This window comes from Plantactinospora sp. CA-294935, from assembly GCF_050936445.1.
GTDB lineage: Bacteria > Actinomycetota > Actinomycetes > Mycobacteriales > Micromonosporaceae > Plantactinospora.
Map to the genome: position 1 here is coordinate 384033 of NZ_JBNJMU010000001.1, position 18037 is coordinate 402069.

Here is an 18037-nt window from a genome sequence, read left to right on the forward strand (position 1 = left end):
CCAGCGGGGTCCGGCCGTTACGCGGACCCGGTGCGGGAGGCGAGATGGCGGTCCACCACGAACAGGTCTTCGGCGACGCGATCGTCGCCGCCCTGCTCGACAACGGCTGGGCGGAGGGGAGCAAGGCCGACTACCGGCCCGAACTCGGCCTCGACACCTACCAGCTCTTCACCTTCATCGGCGCGACCCAGCCCGACGAATGGGCTGACCTCGTCACCTACTACGGCGGCGACCCGAACGACGCCCAGCGGGGCTTCGCCAAGCGGCTCGACCAGGCGATCGCCAGCGACGGGCTGCTCGACGTACTCCGGAAGGGCGTCAAGGACCACGGGATACGGATCCGGCTCGCGTACTTCCGGCCGTCGTTCGTCGAGTCGGACGCGATCCTGACGGACTATCGGCGCAACCGGCTCACCGTGGTCCGGGAGCTGGCGTACGCGACCAAGCAAGCCGACCGGGGCAACGAACTCGACCTGACGCTCTTCCTCAACGGCATTCCGGTCGCCACCGCCGAACTGAAGAACCCGCTCACCGGCTCCGGCGTCGAACACGCCAAGGAGCAGTACCGGACCGAGCGCGACCCCACCGAGCTGATCTTCTCGCGCCGGGTGATCGCCAACTTCGCCGTCGACCCCGACCTGGTCTTCGTCGCCACCCAGCTCCGTGGCACGAAGACCCGGTTCCTGCCGTTCAACACCGGCAGCGCCGGACCGGGACGCCCCGGCGGCAAAGGCAACCCGCCCGCCACCGAGTTCGGCAAGTACGCCACCTCCTACCTCTGGGAGGAGATCTGGCAGCGGGACAACTGGCTCGACCTGCTGGAACGCTTCGCCCACCTGCACCAGGAAAAGGGCGCGGACGGGCGTACCCGAAAGGTCCTGATCTTCCCGCGTTATCACCAGTGGCACGCGGTGAAGCAACTGACCGCGCACGCCGCCCGGCACGGCGCCGGGCAGAACTACCTGGTGATGGCGTCGGCCGGCTCCGGCAAGTCGAACACCATCGCCTGGCTCGCGCACCGGCTCTCGTCGCTGCACACCCCGACCGATCCGGCCACGCTCGACCCGGACGCGCTCGCCGCCGGCCTCCGGCCCGGCACGCCGGTCTTCGACAAGATAGTCATCATCACCGACCGGCGGAACCTCGACGCCCAGCTCCGGGACACCGTCGGCAGCTTCGAGCAGACCGCCGGACTCGTCGTGACGATCGACGAGAACTACGGCGCCAAATCCGAACAGCTCGCCAAGGCGCTCTCCCAGGAAACCGGCAAGATCGTCACGGTCACCCTGCAGACCTTCCCCGCCCTGGTCGACTACCTGAGGCGCAGCCCGACCGAGATCCGGGGCAGCCGGTTCGCGATCGTCGTGGACGAGGCGCACTCGTCCCAGTCCGGCGACGCCGCCACCGACGTCCGCAGGGTGCTGCGCGACCTCGGCCTGGACACCGACTCCGACGACGCGGGCGCCACCAGCGCCGCCGGGCCGCAGACCACCGACGAGAAGCTGGCGGCGGGCGCCCGGAGGCGGCAGCGCAGCGGCAACCTCTCCTACTTCGCCTTCACCGCCACGCCGAAGCACAAGACCCTCGAACTCTTCGGCAGCCCCGGCGAGGACGGCAAATACCACCCGTTCCACACGTACTCGATGCGGCAGGCGATCGAGGAGGGCTTCATCCTCGATCCGCTGCGCAACTACGTCACCTACGACACCTACTGGAAGCTGATCAGCCAGAATCCGGACGAACGCGAGGTCGACTCCTCAAAGGCGAACAAGGAACTCGCCCGGTATGCGGTGACCCATCCGTCCACGGTGGCCCAACACGCGCAGATCGTCGTCGAGCACTTCCGGGCGCACACCGCCGGTCGGCTCGGCGGCCGGGCCAAGGCGATGGTGGTCACCGCCTCCCGGCACAGTGCGGTGCAGATGTCCCGGGCCATCAAGCGGTACCTCGGCGACCGCGGCTACCCCGACCCGGGCGTCCTGGTCGCCTTCTCCGGCACCCTCAGCTACGACGGCGAGGAGGTCACGGAGTCGAAGGAGAACGGCGGTCTGCCGGAGAAGTCCCTGCCCAAGGCGTTCGGCTACGCCCGCGCCGACGACCGGGGCGCCCGCGCCGGCACCGCCGCCGGGCAGCGCGAGTACCGGATCCTGGTGGTCGCGGAGAAATACCAGACCGGCTTCGACCAGCCGCTGCTCACCACCATGTACGTCAACAAGAAGCTCGCCGGCATCTCCGCGGTGCAGACCCTCTCTCGGCTCAACCGCACCGCCGAACGAAAGAGTCAGGGTGACCTGGCGGTGCTGGACTTCGTCAACGACGCCGAGGAGATCAAGGAGGCGTTCCGGCCGTACTTCGAGGAGGCCGAGACCCTGTCCTCGGACCCGAACCTGCTCTACACCGCGCAGAGCCGGGTGATGTCCCGGTCCCTGCTGGTCGAGGCGGAGATGCGGGCGTTCGTCGAGGCGTACCTGGCGGCCGAGGAGCAGGCCGCCGGCAACACGGCGAAGTGGGCGAAGCTGCACGCCGAGCTGTACCGGCATCTGGCCCCCGCCGTCGAGCGCTTCGCCGCGCTGTTGAACGGCGAGGACGAGGAGGACCGGGACAGCGCCGAGGCGTTCCGGGCCGACCTCAACGACTACGTCCGCAAGTACGGCTTCCTCGCCCAGATCGTCCCCTACGCCGACCCCGAACTCGAACAGCTCTACCTCTACGGCCGGCATCTGCTCAACAAGCTGCCCCGGCTCGGCGACGGCGGCGTCGACATCGGCGAGGTCGACCTGAGCCACCTGCGGGTGGAAAAGACCGGCGAACACGACATCAGCCTCAACCCGGAAGGTCCGGCCGAGATGCCGGGCTTCGGCGACGGTGCCGGCGGTGCGAAGGAGCCGGAGAAGTCGCTGCTCTCCGAACTGATCGAGCGGTTCAACGAGCGGTTCGGCACCAGCTTCACCGACGAGGACGTGGTCACCCCGTTCAACGAGGCGGTCGCCGATCCGAAGGTACGGCTCGCCGCCGTCGCCAACGACGACGAGGAGAACTTCGGCCACGTCTTCGAGCCGGTCTTCGAAGAGAAGATGATGGACCACTTCGACACCGTCGCCGACCTCGGCCGCAAGTACTTCGGGCCTGACCGCGACTTCCGCAGCTCGCTCAACCGCAGCGCCCGCAGCGCCGCCTGGCGGATGATCCGCCAGCAGGAAGGCGTGACGGACGACGCGGCCTGAGGTCGCACATCGGCCGCCGGAACGGGCTGTCCGTCTACGATGCGTGACCCGGCGGCTCTGGACTGCTGTCGTGCCGGAGGGAAGACTGTTCTCCGCAGCGGACTTAGCCGGATGCTGGAGGGATGGCGGTGCGGCCAGAGGCGATCGCCGACCGTTACGAGCTGGTCGAGCAGATCAGCTCGGGTGGCATGGGCCAGGTCTGGCGCGGCTACGATGCCGTGCTCGACCGCGAGATTGCCGTGAAGCTGATCCGGACCGACGTGATCGCCTCGGTCGAAGCCGCCGAGGAGTTCGCGAGACGCTTCCGGCGCGAGGCCCGCGTCACGGCGCGCATCCAGCATCACGGTGTGCCGCAGGTCTACGACGCGGTGCTCGACGAGTCGTACGACCGGGTCTACCTGGTCATGGAGTACGTGCCTGGCACGTCACTGCGGGCCTACCTCGCACCGGGGAAGCCGCTGCCGGTCACCTGGGCCGTCGCGGTCGCCGCGCAGATCTGCACGGTGCTGTCGCACGCCCATGCCATCCCCGTCGTGCACCGCGACCTCAAGCCCGAGAACGTCCTGGTGACCGAGACCGGGACCGTGAAGGTGCTCGACTTCGGCATCGCCGCGATCCTGCGTACCGACGTCACCCGGCTCACGGTGACGGGCCAGGTCCTCGGCAGCCATCGGTACATGCCGCCCGAGCAGGTCCGCGGCGCGCAGATAACCCCGCAGAGCGACCTGTACGCCCTCGGCTGCGTGCTGCACGAGCTGCTGGCCGGCAAACCGTTGTTCGATGGGGACAACGCGTTCCGGCTCATGCTCCAGCACGTCTCCCAGGCCCCCGTGCCGCTGCGCAAACTCCGCGCCGACCTGCCCGAGGAGATCGAACAGCTGGTGCTCCGGCTCACCGCCAAGGCGCCGGAACAGCGGCCGAGCGACGCCTACGAGGTGTACGAGCAACTGCTGCCCTTTCTCCCGCTGCCCGGTGCCATGCCGTCGGCGGTGGTGCAGCCCGCGGACGTGCCGGACCCGACACTGCTCTACCGTCGCCCCAACGCCCCCCGCCCGCGCAGCGAACCATCTCGTCTTCCGCACGGGTCGGCCGCGCTGGCGCAGCCGTCGGTCCCCCCGCAGCCGTCGGACACCACCCCCGGCACGGCACTGCGGGACCTGATCGACGAGGCTGTCGCGTACTCGAACGACCTGCTCGACGACGACCGCTACACCCAGGCCGCCGAGGCGCTGCGCCAGGTCATCGAGCCGGCGGCTGCCGAACTGGGGCCGGAAAGCTCGCGCGTACTGCAGTTGCGTCAACGCCGGGCGGCGGTCCTCGTCGTCGGAGGCGACTTCCGCGAGGCGCTGCCCGAGTTCGATGCGCTCGTCGGAGCGTTCGCCCGGACAAGAGGTCCGAAAAGCGACGAGGCGATGGCCTGCCTCCGGCAGGCGGCCCTCTGCCGTGCCAACCTCGGCCAGTCCACGATCGCACTACGTCAGTTCCGCGAGGTCCTGGCCCAGGTACGCACGGCCGAGGGCGATGCCTCCCGTACCGCTCTGGAATTGCGCCGCGACATCGCCATGTTGCTGCTCGCCGAGCGGGACGTCGAGCAGGCAGAGGCCGAACTCGTCCCGCTGCACGAAGATCTCCTCGTGGTGTACGGGCCGGACCACGAGGAAACCCACGAGATCGGCGACATCCTGACCCGACTCCGACTTGCCGGGGAACGTGGCGCAGCCGGCAATGCCGACGCCGCGCGATGATGAATGTCAGCCCGCCGGCCCGGAGCGACAGCCCACAACCCAGCACCGGCCGTCCATTGGCGACCTCGATCGTCTACTACAAGAACTGTTTGAGCAGGCCGGAGAATTGCATAAGCTCATCAATCTGTTGTGGAGTAAGCGGCGTGTCGTCGAAATGGGCGATCCGGTTGCGAATGCGTCGCACCTGATCCAGCTGGTACACGAATTGCGCCCGGTTCACAGTGGTCCAGCCGAGTGTGGCCCAGTTCTTGTCGGCGTTTGCCCGCAGCTCCTTTTTTGGCTGATCGCCGTCCAACAACTTGAGGTAGTCGCCGAACATCAGGTCCGAGATCTCTCCGGTCGCCCGATACTTCGGCTGGATAGCCCGAACCGGCTCGCCGTTCAGCTTGGGTCCGAGGCAGCAGCGGAGCCTGAACTCGATCTCCCCTAACAGGAAGAACGGCTGCGCAAGGGTGTGGAAGCGGCCGGTGATGTCCGCGCCGGTGATGATCCCCTCGATAGCGCCGCTGTTACTCCGGACGAGGACGTAGCCATGTTCGGCGACAGCTGCCAGATGAGAAAAGAGTGCCTGATGAACTTCGGCGACCGGAAGGTCGTCCGTCAGCATCGTGGTGCCGAGGCTGGGCGCCTTTCCCTGTTCGTAGCAGGCGGCGACAGAACTCCAGGTAATGACGCCTTTGAGATGGGAAGTCCCGTCGATGACCGGTAGTTGGGAGTAGTTCTTCTGCCGCATCATGTGGATGGCGTGGTGCAGTGGTGCGGTCGACGGGACGGAGTCGACTCCGGCACGGGCAGAGGGAACATCTTTGATCTTGAACGACTGCTGCGGCAGCGTTCCAGGCTGGAAGTCCTCCTCCTCGGCATCCGCCTCGGTCGCGTCCGCTTGCTCTGCGGCGACCACGAACACATTTGCCCCGAGGTTGCAGGTAGTGAAGGACGGGACGGTGCCGAGGCCCACCTGCCGCAACGCGTCGACGATGACCGGGACTGTCTGGTGGTTGCGCACACGGACGCCGAACATGGCAAGTAGCTCGGAGACCGGCAGCTTCTTGCCCTTGAGTGCGCTCATCTGCTGCGGCGTGGGTGGCTGGGTGATCACTGTCGTCACCGATCTGACTGGTCGCGGAAGACCGTACGCTTGCCCATTGCCTCGTTCACCAGCTCCAGCAACCGCTTGGAGCGGTCGGCATAGAAGCCTTCAAAGTCATCGTGCCGCAGCGTCGCGGGGTCGATCAGGTGGGTCGCGATCACGTCGTCAAACCATTCAGGTCGGGTGCCGGACTCCTGTGCCAGCACCTTGAGGTAGGCCGAAGGCGAGCCGGTCATGCTCCTGCTGGTCCGGTACGACAGCGGAGTCTTGTTGACGATGGAGTTGCCGCGCCGGTCCTGGCCGCCGTGCCGGGCGAACCACGATTTCGGGAAGACCTGGTGGATGTCGACGGAGTTCTGGACCAGGGTTCCGGGCGTAAACGGCGCCTCGCTGTGATGCCAGTCCACTGCGCCCTGCTTGATCAGGAGGGCGTAGATGCCCTTGTAGGCGGCGCTGTTCCGAGTGGTCAGGCTGTCAAGGCGGTCGGAGAGGAAGGCCGCTTCAGTGATCGTGTCGGGTGTGCCCCCCGAATCCTGCGCCCACGCGATGATCTGCTCGACGTCCCGGGTGAACCGGCTTTCCGTCGAACCGCCGTACATCTCACCGAGAACGCCACACCAGTACCAGCGCACGATGCGCTCCTGTAGCTCCGGCTCGTCGGTTCTCTCGCCGAGGATGGTGCGGACCGCCGCCAGGGGCACGAGCTGGGTCCGGTAGGGCAGATCGGCGGAGCGGACGATGCATTGCCGGTTCAGGAACTCACCCACCCACTCGAATGCGTCCGCGACCTGCGGCGCGACGCGGCGGAAGTCGTTGAGCGGTAGGGCCAGCAGATCGCGCCGCTTGCAGGCGACGCCGGCCGCCCGCCTGTTCTGCTTCCGTTCCCAGGTGACGACCAGCGTGACTGCCTGTAGGAAGTCGCTGCTGCTGAGTCCGTCGGTGAGGCCGTACTCGAGGCGTCCGAAGACCGGATAGGAGGTAGCCAGCCTCTTCTTGATGTCGTGCCACACATCGGGGAGACGATAGTGGGTCCCCTGCTCGCGCTCGTAGTCCTGGTCACCCGCGTACGTCGCGGTCAGCAGTTCGAAGACGTTCAGCGGGACGCCGCCGGTGTTCACCCGTTCGAACACCGAGCACACAGCATCCTTGGTAGTCGAGGCGCCGAGCCTGATCATTGGAATCTGGAAGGACCTGATGTTGTTCAACACCTGTTGCTGGAACTGGGCCCACAGGTCCCAGTTGCCGTCGTCCATCTTGACGAACTCTCGTTGCCAGGCCGTCATCTTGTCACCGTCGAAGACCTGGCTCAGCGGGAAGTACGCGGCCCGGCATTCCATCTCGGTGCTGCTGAGATCGAGATCCACCCTGCGGGCGAAGTCCGAGCGCAACACGCGGTCTTCGGGTACGGAAACGATGGCGTCGTCCCGGTCCGCGGGTGAGCCGACGGCCTTGACGATGTCGACGTAGTACCAGCGCCTGAGTTCCTTGTTCCGGTCGTCGACCGTCCGAACCGGTCGGGCGAGGTGCAGCGACTGGAACAGCGAGGTCAGCCGTTGTTGACCATCGAGGAGCAGCAGACCCGGGGTGACACTGCCGGCATCCTCCGCTCCGGTGAGCGGGCGTGCCCGGAACGGCGACGAGCCGCCGGTTTCCAAGGTCATCACGACACCGAGTGGATAGTCCAGGGTCACCGTCGCGATCAACTCGCGTATTCGCTGGTCGTCCCACTTCCACTCGCGCTGGAAGTCGGGAAGCTGGATGACACCAATCTTGATCTCTTCCAGGACTTTCTGGAGCTTAGGACTGTCCAGCGCCACGACGTCTCCTTGAATGTCCGCTGAGCGCGACCGGCGATGCTATCGATTTCTCGATCCTGGCGTCAAGCCGCCCAGCGACAGAACCGCTCGGCAGCGATCCGGCGACAGTCGTAGGCGCCGTAGCACAGGCGCGCATGCCGGGCCGCTCCCGACAGCTCGGCAACTGAGTACCAACCGCCGTGATCGAATTGGATTCGTTCTCGACGAGACGGGCCAGGTTCGCGACAAGCTCGACGTGAAGCCCAACAGGTCTGGCCGTCCAGGTGTCCTCGATGGAACTCACAGGCAGTACGACGTCCACCGTTCAATCGTCTAGCGCAACGGCCACTCGGCTGGTCGAATGGGGGACTCAGCTGGGACGCGACGGCTCAAGGAGCTCAAGCATGGAAACAGACGCCCACGACGGACCGGTTCCGGAAGCAGCCGTACGTGGGCAGCGAGTCCTCGACCTCGTGGACAAGGCGATCGCCGTCCAGGGCCCGCTGGTGCGCAAGAACATCGCCCGGGCCCGCCAGCGGAATCCAGATGCGACGCCAGCACAGGTGATCCGCAGTCTGGAACGGATGTACGTCAGCGCCTTGACCGGAACGGGTGCGGCAGTTGGCGGAGCTGCGGCGGCACCCGGCGTCGGCACAGGCGTCGCACTGGCACTGTCGGCCGGCGAGGCTCTCTCATCTCTTGAGCTGAGCGCCGTCTTCGCGCTCTCGGTCGCCGAGGTCCACGGGGTTCGCATCGACGAGATCGAGCGCCGCCGAACGATCGTGATGGGAATCATGCTCGGCGGGTCGGGCTCCGCCACCATTGCCAAAGTCGCCGAGCGTACGGGGCAACACTGGGGACGTCAGGTTGTCGCCAAGGTGCCTGTCGAGACGTTGCGTCAGATCAACGGGATCTTGGGAAAACACTTCGTCACGAAGTACGGGACCAAGCAGGGGATCATCGTTCTCGGTCGGGTGGCGCCGTTCGGTATCGGCGCGGTGATCGGTGGTGGCGCCAACGCTGCCCTCGCCACTCTGGCTGTGCGGGCCAGTCGGCGCGCATTTGGCCCACCACCCACGTCGTGGCCATCGCTCATGTGCAGCACCCCGCCAACGTCCGAGGACCCGCATAACTGACCCTTGATGCGCTGAAAAGCATCGAGCACCCCCGCCGCCGCCAGCGGAGTCGACTACGGCACCTACGGGCGTGGCAGCGCGTCTTCCCTTGGACGGCGGCGTTCGAGACAGCGGCCCGGCTCGCCCAGGAGTCGCACGCGGCTACCGATGATCAGGGCTGACGGCCTGGGACGCTCGTGCGCTCATTCTCCGGGCCTGTCCACGACAGCGCAGGCAATCCCACGCCAGCGGTATCCGTCCAAAGGCTCCCGAGCACCCGCCGAGCACCTGGCCACGGCACGGGACACGAAAAAGGCTCGGACCCAACGCGAAACCCTAGGTCAGAGCCTTGATCGTTGGTGCGCCGCCAGGGACTCGAACCCCGAACCCGCGGATTAAGAGTCCGCTGCTCTGCCAGTTGAGCTAGCGGCGCTCGCTGACAACGGGAGAAACCTTAACACGGCCCGACGAGGAGGTTCCAACCAGTTCCCCTCCCGGTCGCAACCGGCCCACCCGGGCGGCAAAACGGGCATTACGCCCATAAGTTTCGGCGTCCGGGGCTATAACTGTGGCCCCGATAGTGCACGATGTCTCCCGGGATTCGAGTGGACCGAGGTGGGGATGGGCAGGAGCACGCGCAACTGGGCGATGGTCATCGCTCTGGCGGTCGTCACGCCGCTGGGTACGGCGGCGTGTGGCGGCGACGGGGACGAGAAGCCGCAGATCGTGAGCGGTAACGGCGCGGCGGCGGGAGCGAGTACGACCCCGACACCACCCGCCGAGCCGCTCGAATTCGCGGTCACCCCGGCCAACGGCGCCAAGAAGCAGCCGGTGAGCGTCGAGATCGGCACCAGCGTCAAGGGCGGCAAGATCAGCAGCGTCAGCCTGACCGTCGCCGGTGGGGGTGCGGTCAGCGGCGCGATGCGGCCGGACGCCTCGTCCTGGGTACCGGCGGCGCCGCTGAAGTACGCCAAGACCTACACCGCACGGGTCACCGCGACCTCCGCCTCCGGGCAGACGGAGACCAGGACCACCTCGTTCACCACCATGGCGAAGCCGAGGTCGGTGATCGGCTCCGGCCTCTACCTCTTCGACGACAAGACCTACGGCGTCGCCATGCCGGTGGTGGTGGAATTTTCGCCGGGGATCGCCAAGAAGGACCGGGCCAGGGTGCAGCGGCGGATGTTCGTCGACTCCGACCCGCCGCAGCCCGGCGCCTGGCACTGGGTCTCCAACGGCACCCAGGCCTACTACCGGGCCCCGGAGTACTGGCAGCCCGGGACCACGCTCAGTGTGCGGATCGGGCTGGAGGGCATCCCGCTGAGCAACGGCCGGTACGGCAACGTCGACCGCAAGGCGACCGCCAAGATCGGCAGCAAGTTCGAGATGAAGGTCGACAACAAGACCAAGAAGATGACCGTCTTCGAGAACGGCAAACTGGTCCGGACCATCCCGGTGAGCCTCGGCAAGAAGAGCACGCCGTCGTCGAGCGGGACGATGGTGGTGATGGAGAAGAAGGAGACCACGGTCTTCGACACCCGCGACGACCCGGACCCGGCCAACCGGTACGTGACCGACATCGACTTCGCCCAGCGCCTGACCTGGGGCGGGGAGTACATCCACGCCGCCCCGTGGTCGGTCGGTGACCAGGGGCGACGCAACGTCTCGCACGGCTGCGTCAACGTCTCCACCGCGAACGCCCGCTGGCTCTTCGAGAAGACCAAGACCGGCGACCCGGTGACGATCACCGGCACCGAGCGGAAGCTGGTCTCCGGCAACGGCTGGACCGCCTGGAACCTGCCCTGGAAGGAGTACGTCAAGGGCAGCGCCCTGCCGGTTCCCGCCGACCTGGGCGCCTGACGAGACGGATCGAGGACGGCCCCATCGGCATTTGAGGCACTAACCGGCTAAATCGACCCCATCCGATGGTGTTCTACGGCACGGCAGGAAACGAAAGCTTGCTCACGGACGTCATTGGGAGAGGATGACCGTGGGGACCGAGTGGGTACAGCTGTGGAAAACAGCAGTGTGAGGGGATCATGCGACCACGCCGAGATCAGTTGACCCGTCGTACCTCCGACCGGGGTCTGGCGACGCGGGGACGGCCCGCGCCGCTCCGGGCCCTCGCCTCGGTGCTGATCGCCGGCGCCCTGGCGGTCACCGGGACCGCCTGCACCGGCGACGGCGACAAGGGCGCCGGGCCGTCGTTCCAGGGCGGCAGCGAGGGCGAGCAGAAGCCGAAGGCCTCCGCCGCGATCACCGCGCCGGCGGCGGACGCCAAGGACGTACCCGCCTCCGCGGAGATCGCCTTCAGCAGCAAGGACGCCGTCGAGACCACCGTCGAGGTCAAGAACGCGGCCGGTGAGACCGTCAAGGGCGCGCTCACCGGCACCGGGACGTGGCTGCCGGAGAAGGCGCTCGAATACGGTACGACGTACACGGCGACCGTGACCGCGACCGGCGACGACGGCAAGCCGGCGACGACGACCAACACCTTCACCACGATGGCCAAGCCCGGCAAGCAGATCCGGGTGACCAGCTTCCTCGGCGACGGCCAGACGGTCGGGGTCGGCATGCCGTTGATCGTCAAGTTCAGCCGGGACGTGCCGGAGGACTACCGGGACGACGTGCAGCGCCGGATGACCGTCCGGGCCACCCCGGTCCAGGAGGGGATCTGGCACTGGGTGAGCCCGACCGAGGTGCGCTACCGCCCGAAGACGTACTGGAAGGCCAACACCAAGATCTTCTACAAGATCCAGGCCGGTGGGCTGCCGATGGGCGACGGTTGGTACGGCCGGGCCGACCTGACCGTCGACCTCAAGACCGGGCCGGCGGTGGTGATGACCGTCGACAACAAGACCAAGAAGATGACGGTCAAGAAGGACGGCAAGGTCATCAAGACCATTCCGATCAGCCTCGGCAAGAGGAGCACCCCGTCCTCCAGCGGCACCATGGTGGTCATCGAGAAGCTGAAGAAGACCGTCTTCGACACCCGTGACGACCCGAACCCGGCCAACCGCTACGTCACCGACATCGAGTACGCCCAGCGCCTCACCTGGGGCGGCGAGTTCATCCACGCCGCGCCCTGGTCCGTCGCCTCGCAGGGGCGTACGAACGTGTCGCACGGCTGCGTCAACATGTCCACCGCCAACGCGAACTGGCTGTTCAACCAGACCCGGGTCGGCGACCCGATCGTGGTCAAGGGCACCGAGCGCAAGCTGGAGAACGGCAACGGCTGGACCGACTGGAACATGAGCTGGGACCAGTACGTCAAGGGCAGCGCGCTTCCGGTCGGCGAGACGGCGACCGTACCGACCACCGAGCCCACCGCCGGCACCACCACGGGCTGAGCCGGCAGCGCCCCCCGTACGGACATCGCCCCCGCTCCTCCTCGGGACCTTCCGAGAGGGCGGGGGCGTTCCGCGATCTACCCACCCTGTCCCCTGAAACGATCAAGGCCCCCTGTCAAGAGGGGGCCTGACCAGCAGTGGAGGAGATCCACAAGTGGGGTGACTGATGGGATTTGAACCCACGACACCCGGGACCACAACCCGGTGCTCTGCCAACTGAGCTACAGCCACCATGTTCAGTTTGATCAGAAACATCCGCGACCACCGGACCAGCGGACCCGGCAGGGCGACGACCAATGATAGCCACACCCCTCCCCCCGCCGTCGACCGGGTTGCACCCTGATCCGGCGGCGGCGCGACCGCTCGGCCGAGGCCGTCAGAGTTCGGCGGCGATGGCCTTGGCGGTGTCCACGTCCGGCCCCGGCAGCGGCACGAAGACCGTCCGCCGGTAGTACTCCAGTTCCCGGATGCTCTCCCGCACGTCGGCCAGGGCCCGGTGAGCCAGCCCCTTCGCCGGCTGGCCGAAGTAGACCCGGGGGTACCAGCGCCGGCACAGCTCCTTGATCGACGAGACGTCGATCATGCGGTAGTGCAGGTGGGCGTCGAGTCGCGGCATGTCACGGGCCAGGAAGCCGCGGTCCGTGGCGATCGAGTTGCCGCAGAGCGGTGCCGTACGCGGGTCCTTGACCAACGAGGTGACGTACTCCAGCACCAGGTCCTCGGCCTCGTGCAGGCTCACCGTCGAGCGGCGGGCCTCCTCGGTCAGGCCCGAGCGTTCGTGCATCGCCCGCACGATCTCCGGCATCCCGGCCAGCGCCGCCTCGTCGGCGTGGATCACCACGTCCACACCCTCACCGAGCACGTTGAGGTCACGGTCGGTGACCAGCGCGGCGACCTCGATCAAGGCATCCTTGCCGAGGTCGAGCCCGGTCATCTCACAGTCGACCCAGACGAGAAGATCAGCCACGACGATCAGACTACGCGTAGCCCCGGGACCCGCGCCTCAACGCTGTGGACAGAACGGCCCGCTAGGGTTTTCCCGTGCCAGCCGATCCCCCCGCGCCATCCGCCACCGACGAGGACGATCCCGGCGGCCGCACCGCACGCCAGATCATCATCGTGGTGCTGGTCGCCGCGGCGGTGCCGCTGCTCTACCTGGTCAGCACCCCACACAACTTCTACGACCTCAAGATCTACATGAGCGCGATGCGGTGGTGGGCGGACGGAAATCCGCTGTACGACTACGTCCAGGCAGACTTGTTGCAGGGCGAGTTGTACTTCACCTATCCGCCCTTCACCGCCCTGCTGCTGCGCCCCTTCGCCGGATTGAAGATCGGGGTCACCGCCGGCGTCTTCACCGCGCTGACCGTACTGGCCCTGCTGGTGACCACCTGGTGGCTCGTCTCGTCGATCGCCGACCGGCACGGGGTACCCCGGTGGTTCGCGGCGGGACTCGCCGTACCGCTCGCCTTCGCCGTGGAGAGCACCCGGGAGACCATCGTCTTCGGTCAGATCAACATGCTGCTCGTGGTGCTGGTCCTGGCCGACCTGCTCTTCGCCGTACCCCGGAACTCGCGCTGGGCCGGCGTCGGGATCGGGCTGGCGACGGCGCTCAAGCTCTATCCGGGGATCTTCATCGTCTATCTGCTCGCCACCCGGCGGTGGCGGGCGGCGCTGGTCTCCTCCGCGACGGCGGCCGGCGCGACGCTGCTGGCGGCGGCGATCGCCCCGAGCGACTCCTGGCGGTTCTGGACCCACGAGCTCTGGCTGACCGACCGGGTCGGCCGGCCCGACTACACCGGCAACCAGTCGCTCTTCGGGCTGCTCAGCCGGTTCACCACTCCCGGAAAACCCAACCAGGCGCTCTGGCTGGTGCTGGTGGTCGCCGTGGCGGCGTACGGGCTGTGGCGGGCCGCCCGGGCGGCCCGGGCCGGTGACGAGGTCACCGGGCTGACCCTGACCGGGCTGGTCGCGGTGCTGGTGAGCCCGATCACCTGGACCCATCACGCGTACTGGTTCATCCCGGCGGTGCTGGTGCTGGTGGACGCCGGACTACGGCCCCCCGATCCGGCCGCCGGCCGGGCCGGGCGCCGCCGCAGGGTGGCACTGCTGGCGCTCGCCGCGCTGGTCACCGCCGTGATCGTGTACGGGGTGGTCTCGTACTACGACTGGGGACGGGCCTTCGACCGGACCGACGCCCCCGGCGAGTTCCTGCTGCGCAACCTCTACGTGCTCTTCGCGCTGCTGCTGCTCGTCGTGCTGCCGATCCGCCGTCGGTCGCCGGGCACGGGTACGGGCACCGACACCCCAAAACACGAATCAAGTATCCAGCAGTAGCAGAAGTTGCACCAAATGGACAGATCTATCTAGTACGTCTCGATGCGGCTAATCTAACGACAACATCTGAAACGTCCCTTCGGTACACCGATCCCCCGGTGAAGGTGGCCCCCCGTGTCGGCAGCGCGGGGGGCCACCCGCCATCCGCCCCCACGCAAGGGACCTCAAGACGATGGGGGTCAGCGGGGAGAGCGCGACCCCCGTCGCCCTCAGCGGGCCGACTCCGCACGGCGCCAAGCAGGCCCCAACCAGCAGTTCCGGCCACTACTCCCGGCTACCAGTCCTGGTCGTCACTCCCGGTCGTCTCGACACTCCCGGTCGTCTCGACGCAGTCGTCTCGAACGGGCGCACGGGCGCACGGGCGCACGGACGCGCCGACACGGACGCGTCGATACGGTACGGCGGGCGGCATCGGCTGGTCGGCACGACCCGAGCCCGCCGCCCCAGACCGGTTTCGCCCCGAGGGCGGATCAGCCGGCAGCCGAGGTCAGCGGGGCCTCGGCCCCGGACTGGGCCGTCTGATGTCGCCCCCGCGCCCGGCCGGCTCCTCCTCCTGACCCGGGACATCCGGGTACCCAAAGGCGGCGTTGCCACTGTGCCGCGCCGCCGGAGCGTCCATCGCAGCCGACCTGGTCGCCGGCTCGTAGCCCCTCGGCCGGTTCAGTGCGCCACGCCCCGTACGCGGCTGCCCGGCGTCGTACGCCGCCGTTCCCGGAGTCGCCGGACGCAGCGGAATCTGCCGAACCGGTCCGTCCTGGGCCGAGGAGGCTGCCGCGGCTGTCGACTCGTCAACTGACGCGGCTCCGGCCGTCCGCGCCGCCGTCGGGGCGCCGGTCGGTCCCGGGGTGACGTCGGCCGCCGGAACGGGTACGGGCCTCGGCGGCGCCGGCATCGGTGGTGCCGGGGCCGGCAACGGCGGCGTCGGCGAAGGTGCCGGCACCGGCGCGGGTGGTGGCGCGGGTACTGGCGCGGGCGCGGGTGCCGGTGCGGGAGCACGGGCCGACCGCACTGCCGCCACCGAGCCCGTCGATCCGACATCCGGCGGTCTGACCGCGCCCGGCGAACCGGGAGAGCCGGCCGTGGCAGGGACCGCACCCTCAGCGGCGGGCACCGGCACGGCGCCGGTCGAGGCACCCGCTGCCGGATTCAGCGGCGGCCAGAACAGCCGTGCAGAGGGTCCAGGACCCGACCTCACCGCTCCGGTGCCGCCCGCCGGGGTCAGCACGTCCGCCAGCGTCGCCGGCCGGCTGGACGGCACCCGCCGCCCCGACGGCACCACCCTGCCCGGCACCATCCCGGTCGACGCCACCCCGGCCGGCACCACATCGGCCGGCACCACATCGGCCGACGCGACATCGGCCGACGCCACCCCGGCCGGCACGACCCCGGCCGACGCCACCCCGGTCGACGCCGCCCCGGCCGGCACCACATCGGTCGACGCCACATCGGTCGACCCGCCCCTGGTCGACGCCGCGCTGGTCGGTGACGCGGCAGGCTCCCGCATCGGCGCACCGATCGGGCCGGCCAGCGGCGCTGGCTCACCGAGTCCGGCACGGCCCGGCAGGTTCCCAGGCTGAGTAGGCAGGCCCACTGGTCGGTCCGGCGGGCCCTCGGCCCGACCCGGCAGGTCCGCCCGCCGCTCCGGCGCCCCGGCGGGACGTTCCGAGGAGGCTCCGACCTGGTCCTCCGAGGAGGCTCCGACCTCGTCCAGGGTGGCGATACCGAACCTGGCGGCGAGTACCGGTACCTGGCTCGGTTCGACGACGAAGACCACCTCGCGGGGACGAACCGGCCGGGCCAGCAACACGACGCCGCACAGCACCAACAGGCCGCCGACGGCCAACGAACTCCAGGCGACCGGATCGAGCCAGCCGGGGCGTACCTCGGCACGCAGGTCGGTGACGACGCCGGCTCCCGCGTCGGGGCGCATGACGACCAGGCTGAGCCGGGGTGCGCGTACGTCGTCGGCGGTCAGCTCCAGCGTGCCGAGACCCCTGCGGATCCACAGTCCCTGATCGCCCGGGAGTGCGGGTGCGGCTGCCGTGGCCGGCTCGACGGCCGGATCGACGCGTACCGGCAGGCTGCCCCTGGTCACGCTGACCCGGGCGAGCCGGACGTGCGGCGAGTTGGCGAGGTAGGTCGAGACCTCGGCGGTGGGCGCGAGGCCGAGAAAGGCCGGCTCCGCTCCGGTACGGGCGACGACCCGCAGCCCGGTCCGGCCGACGTCCAGGAAGGGCACGTCCCTGCGCAGCATCGCGGCCAGGTCGGGTACGACCACGGCGTGCCCGCCGGTTTCGATCCGGTCCAGGGTGGCCACGAAGGCCCCGTCGCCGCTCCGCTGTTGGGAGAGCGTCCACAGTGCACCGCCGACGAGGAGCACCGGCAGCCCGATCGTGAGCAGGAGTATCCCGGCGATCAGCCGCACGAAGCGCATTCCGATTCTGTCCCTCCGGTCGCGGTATCCGCCGACGGCGTCGCACGACCGGCGGCGGGGTCGCAGTACCCGCCGACCATACCGAGCGAAATCGCTTCAACACGGATTATCGACCGAAAACGCCGCCGGCCTGTCGGCAGTTCTGCCGACAGGCCAGCGAGAGCACCGGTAGGTGCGGGATCGGCCCGGGATCAGGCGGCGGGTGGCGCGGCCTGCCGTCGGGTACGGGCGAACGCCAGCCCGCCCAGCGCCAGGCCGGCGAGGCCGGCGACCAGGCCCGCGACCGCCAGCCCCAGCGCGGCCGGGTCTCCACCGTCCTCGCTCGACGCGGCCGCCGGCTCCTGCTGCTGCACCACGGCCGGGCCGGGGTTCGCCGGCGTGCCCTCCCCGGCGGCCGGGAGCAGCTTCAGCACCGGGGCGGGGTCGTTCTCCGGCTCGGTGCCGTCGGCGGCCGGCGGCTCGATCCAGCGCGCCGTGTTGCCGTCCGAGTAGTGCTGAAGTACCCGGAACACCAACTGCGTGACCTCGGGCAGCGGTCCCATCGAGACCGGGAACTCCTGGAACTCTCCCGGCTTGATCCCGGCGTTCGCCGCCGCAGTCCAGGTGATCTTGGAAACCACCTCGCCGACCTGGCTGCCGTGCACCTCCACCGGCGGGTTCACCTTGCGCTTCTCGACCGCCACTGTCCAGCCGGGCACCGGCATCGTGGAGACCGAGGCGAGCGGCGCGTCGGCGGGGAACGTCACCTCCAGTTTGACGGTCGACGCGGTGTCGCTCTCGGTCGGTACCCGGAACGCCACGCGACCGTAACCGCCCTGGGTCGCCTCCCTCGGATTGACCGTGACGTGCGCGGACGCCGACGAGGCCAGCCCGAACACGCCGATCACGGCTGCCCCGAGGACGAGGGCCGCGGCGCGCGCGGCCCGACGGTGACGGATCATGGTGT

At 68.7% G+C, this 18037-nt stretch carries 11 protein-coding genes and 2 tRNA genes; 6 read left to right on the top strand and 7 right to left on the bottom strand.

What is annotated here, in order from left to right; translation table 11 throughout:
• Positions 1–44: 44 nt before the first annotated feature.
• Positions 45–3224 (top strand): type I restriction endonuclease subunit R, encoded by a 3180-nt coding sequence (locus tag ACQEVC_RS01755; RefSeq protein ID WP_432872699.1) that lies wholly within the window; start codon positions 45–47, stop codon positions 3222–3224.
• A 122-nt stretch (positions 3225–3346) separates the two neighbouring features.
• Positions 3347–4969 (top strand): protein kinase domain-containing protein, encoded by a 1623-nt coding sequence (locus tag ACQEVC_RS01760; RefSeq protein WP_432872701.1) that lies wholly within the window; start codon positions 3347–3349, stop codon positions 4967–4969.
• Positions 4970–5045: 76 nt separating this feature from the next.
• Here ACQEVC_RS01760 and ACQEVC_RS01765 read toward each other — a convergent pair whose 3' ends face one another.
• Together ACQEVC_RS01765 and ACQEVC_RS01770 are read right to left on the bottom strand one after the other, a co-directional pair.
• Positions 5046–6077, bottom strand: a complete 1032-nt coding sequence (locus ACQEVC_RS01765) for a CBS domain-containing protein (protein WP_432872703.1) — start codon at positions 6075–6077, stop codon at positions 5046–5048.
• Positions 6074–7876 (bottom strand): GmrSD restriction endonuclease domain-containing protein, encoded by a 1803-nt coding sequence (locus ACQEVC_RS01770; RefSeq protein ID WP_432872705.1) that lies wholly within the window; start codon positions 7874–7876, stop codon positions 6074–6076. Before ACQEVC_RS01770 ends, ACQEVC_RS01765 begins: the two co-directional genes overlap by 4 nt.
• A gap of 383 nt (positions 7877–8259) precedes the next feature.
• On the opposite strand from ACQEVC_RS01770, the gene ACQEVC_RS01775 reads away from it, so the two are divergent.
• Entirely contained in the window at positions 8260–8991 is a 732-nt protein-coding gene (locus tag ACQEVC_RS01775) for a hypothetical protein (RefSeq protein ID WP_432872707.1), read from the top strand.
• Between the two features lie 336 nt (positions 8992–9327).
• Here the strand turns inward: ACQEVC_RS01775 and ACQEVC_RS01780 are convergent.
• Positions 9328–9403 (bottom strand) — tRNA-Lys (locus ACQEVC_RS01780).
• A 188-nt stretch (positions 9404–9591) separates the two neighbouring features.
• On the opposite strand from ACQEVC_RS01780, the gene ACQEVC_RS01785 reads away from it, so the two are divergent.
• Positions 9592–10830 carry an Ig-like domain-containing protein gene (locus ACQEVC_RS01785; protein ID WP_432872709.1) on the top strand — a complete coding sequence of 413 codons (1239 nt, stop codon included), beginning with the start codon at positions 9592–9594 and terminating at the stop codon, positions 10828–10830.
• Between the two features lie 179 nt (positions 10831–11009).
• Positions 11010–12320, top strand: a complete 1311-nt coding sequence (locus ACQEVC_RS01790; protein ID WP_432872710.1) for a L,D-transpeptidase — start codon at positions 11010–11012, stop codon at positions 12318–12320.
• Positions 12321–12475: 155 nt separating this feature from the next.
• Here the strand turns inward: ACQEVC_RS01790 and ACQEVC_RS01795 are convergent.
• A tRNA-His gene (locus ACQEVC_RS01795) sits at positions 12476–12551 on the bottom strand.
• Positions 12552–12696: 145 nt separating this feature from the next.
• Entirely contained in the window at positions 12697–13293 is a 597-nt protein-coding gene (gene orn, locus ACQEVC_RS01800) for an oligoribonuclease (RefSeq protein WP_432890951.1), read from the bottom strand.
• Positions 13294–13361: 68 nt separating this feature from the next.
• On the opposite strand from orn, the gene ACQEVC_RS01805 reads away from it, so the two are divergent.
• A complete protein-coding gene (locus tag ACQEVC_RS01805) occupies positions 13362–14657 on the top strand; it encodes a glycosyltransferase family 87 protein (protein WP_432872712.1) in 1296 nt (431 codons plus the stop codon).
• 487 nt (positions 14658–15144) lie between these two features.
• Here ACQEVC_RS01805 and ACQEVC_RS01810 read toward each other — a convergent pair whose 3' ends face one another.
• On the bottom strand, positions 15145–17091 hold the full coding sequence (locus ACQEVC_RS01810; protein WP_432872713.1) for a hypothetical protein: 1947 nt from the start codon (positions 17089–17091) through the stop codon (positions 15145–15147).
• A gap of 191 nt (positions 17092–17282) precedes the next feature.
• On the bottom strand, positions 17283–18032 hold the full coding sequence (locus ACQEVC_RS01815) for a YcnI family copper-binding membrane protein (RefSeq protein ID WP_432872715.1): 750 nt from the start codon (positions 18030–18032) through the stop codon (positions 17283–17285).
• Positions 18033–18037 lie beyond the last annotated feature (5 nt).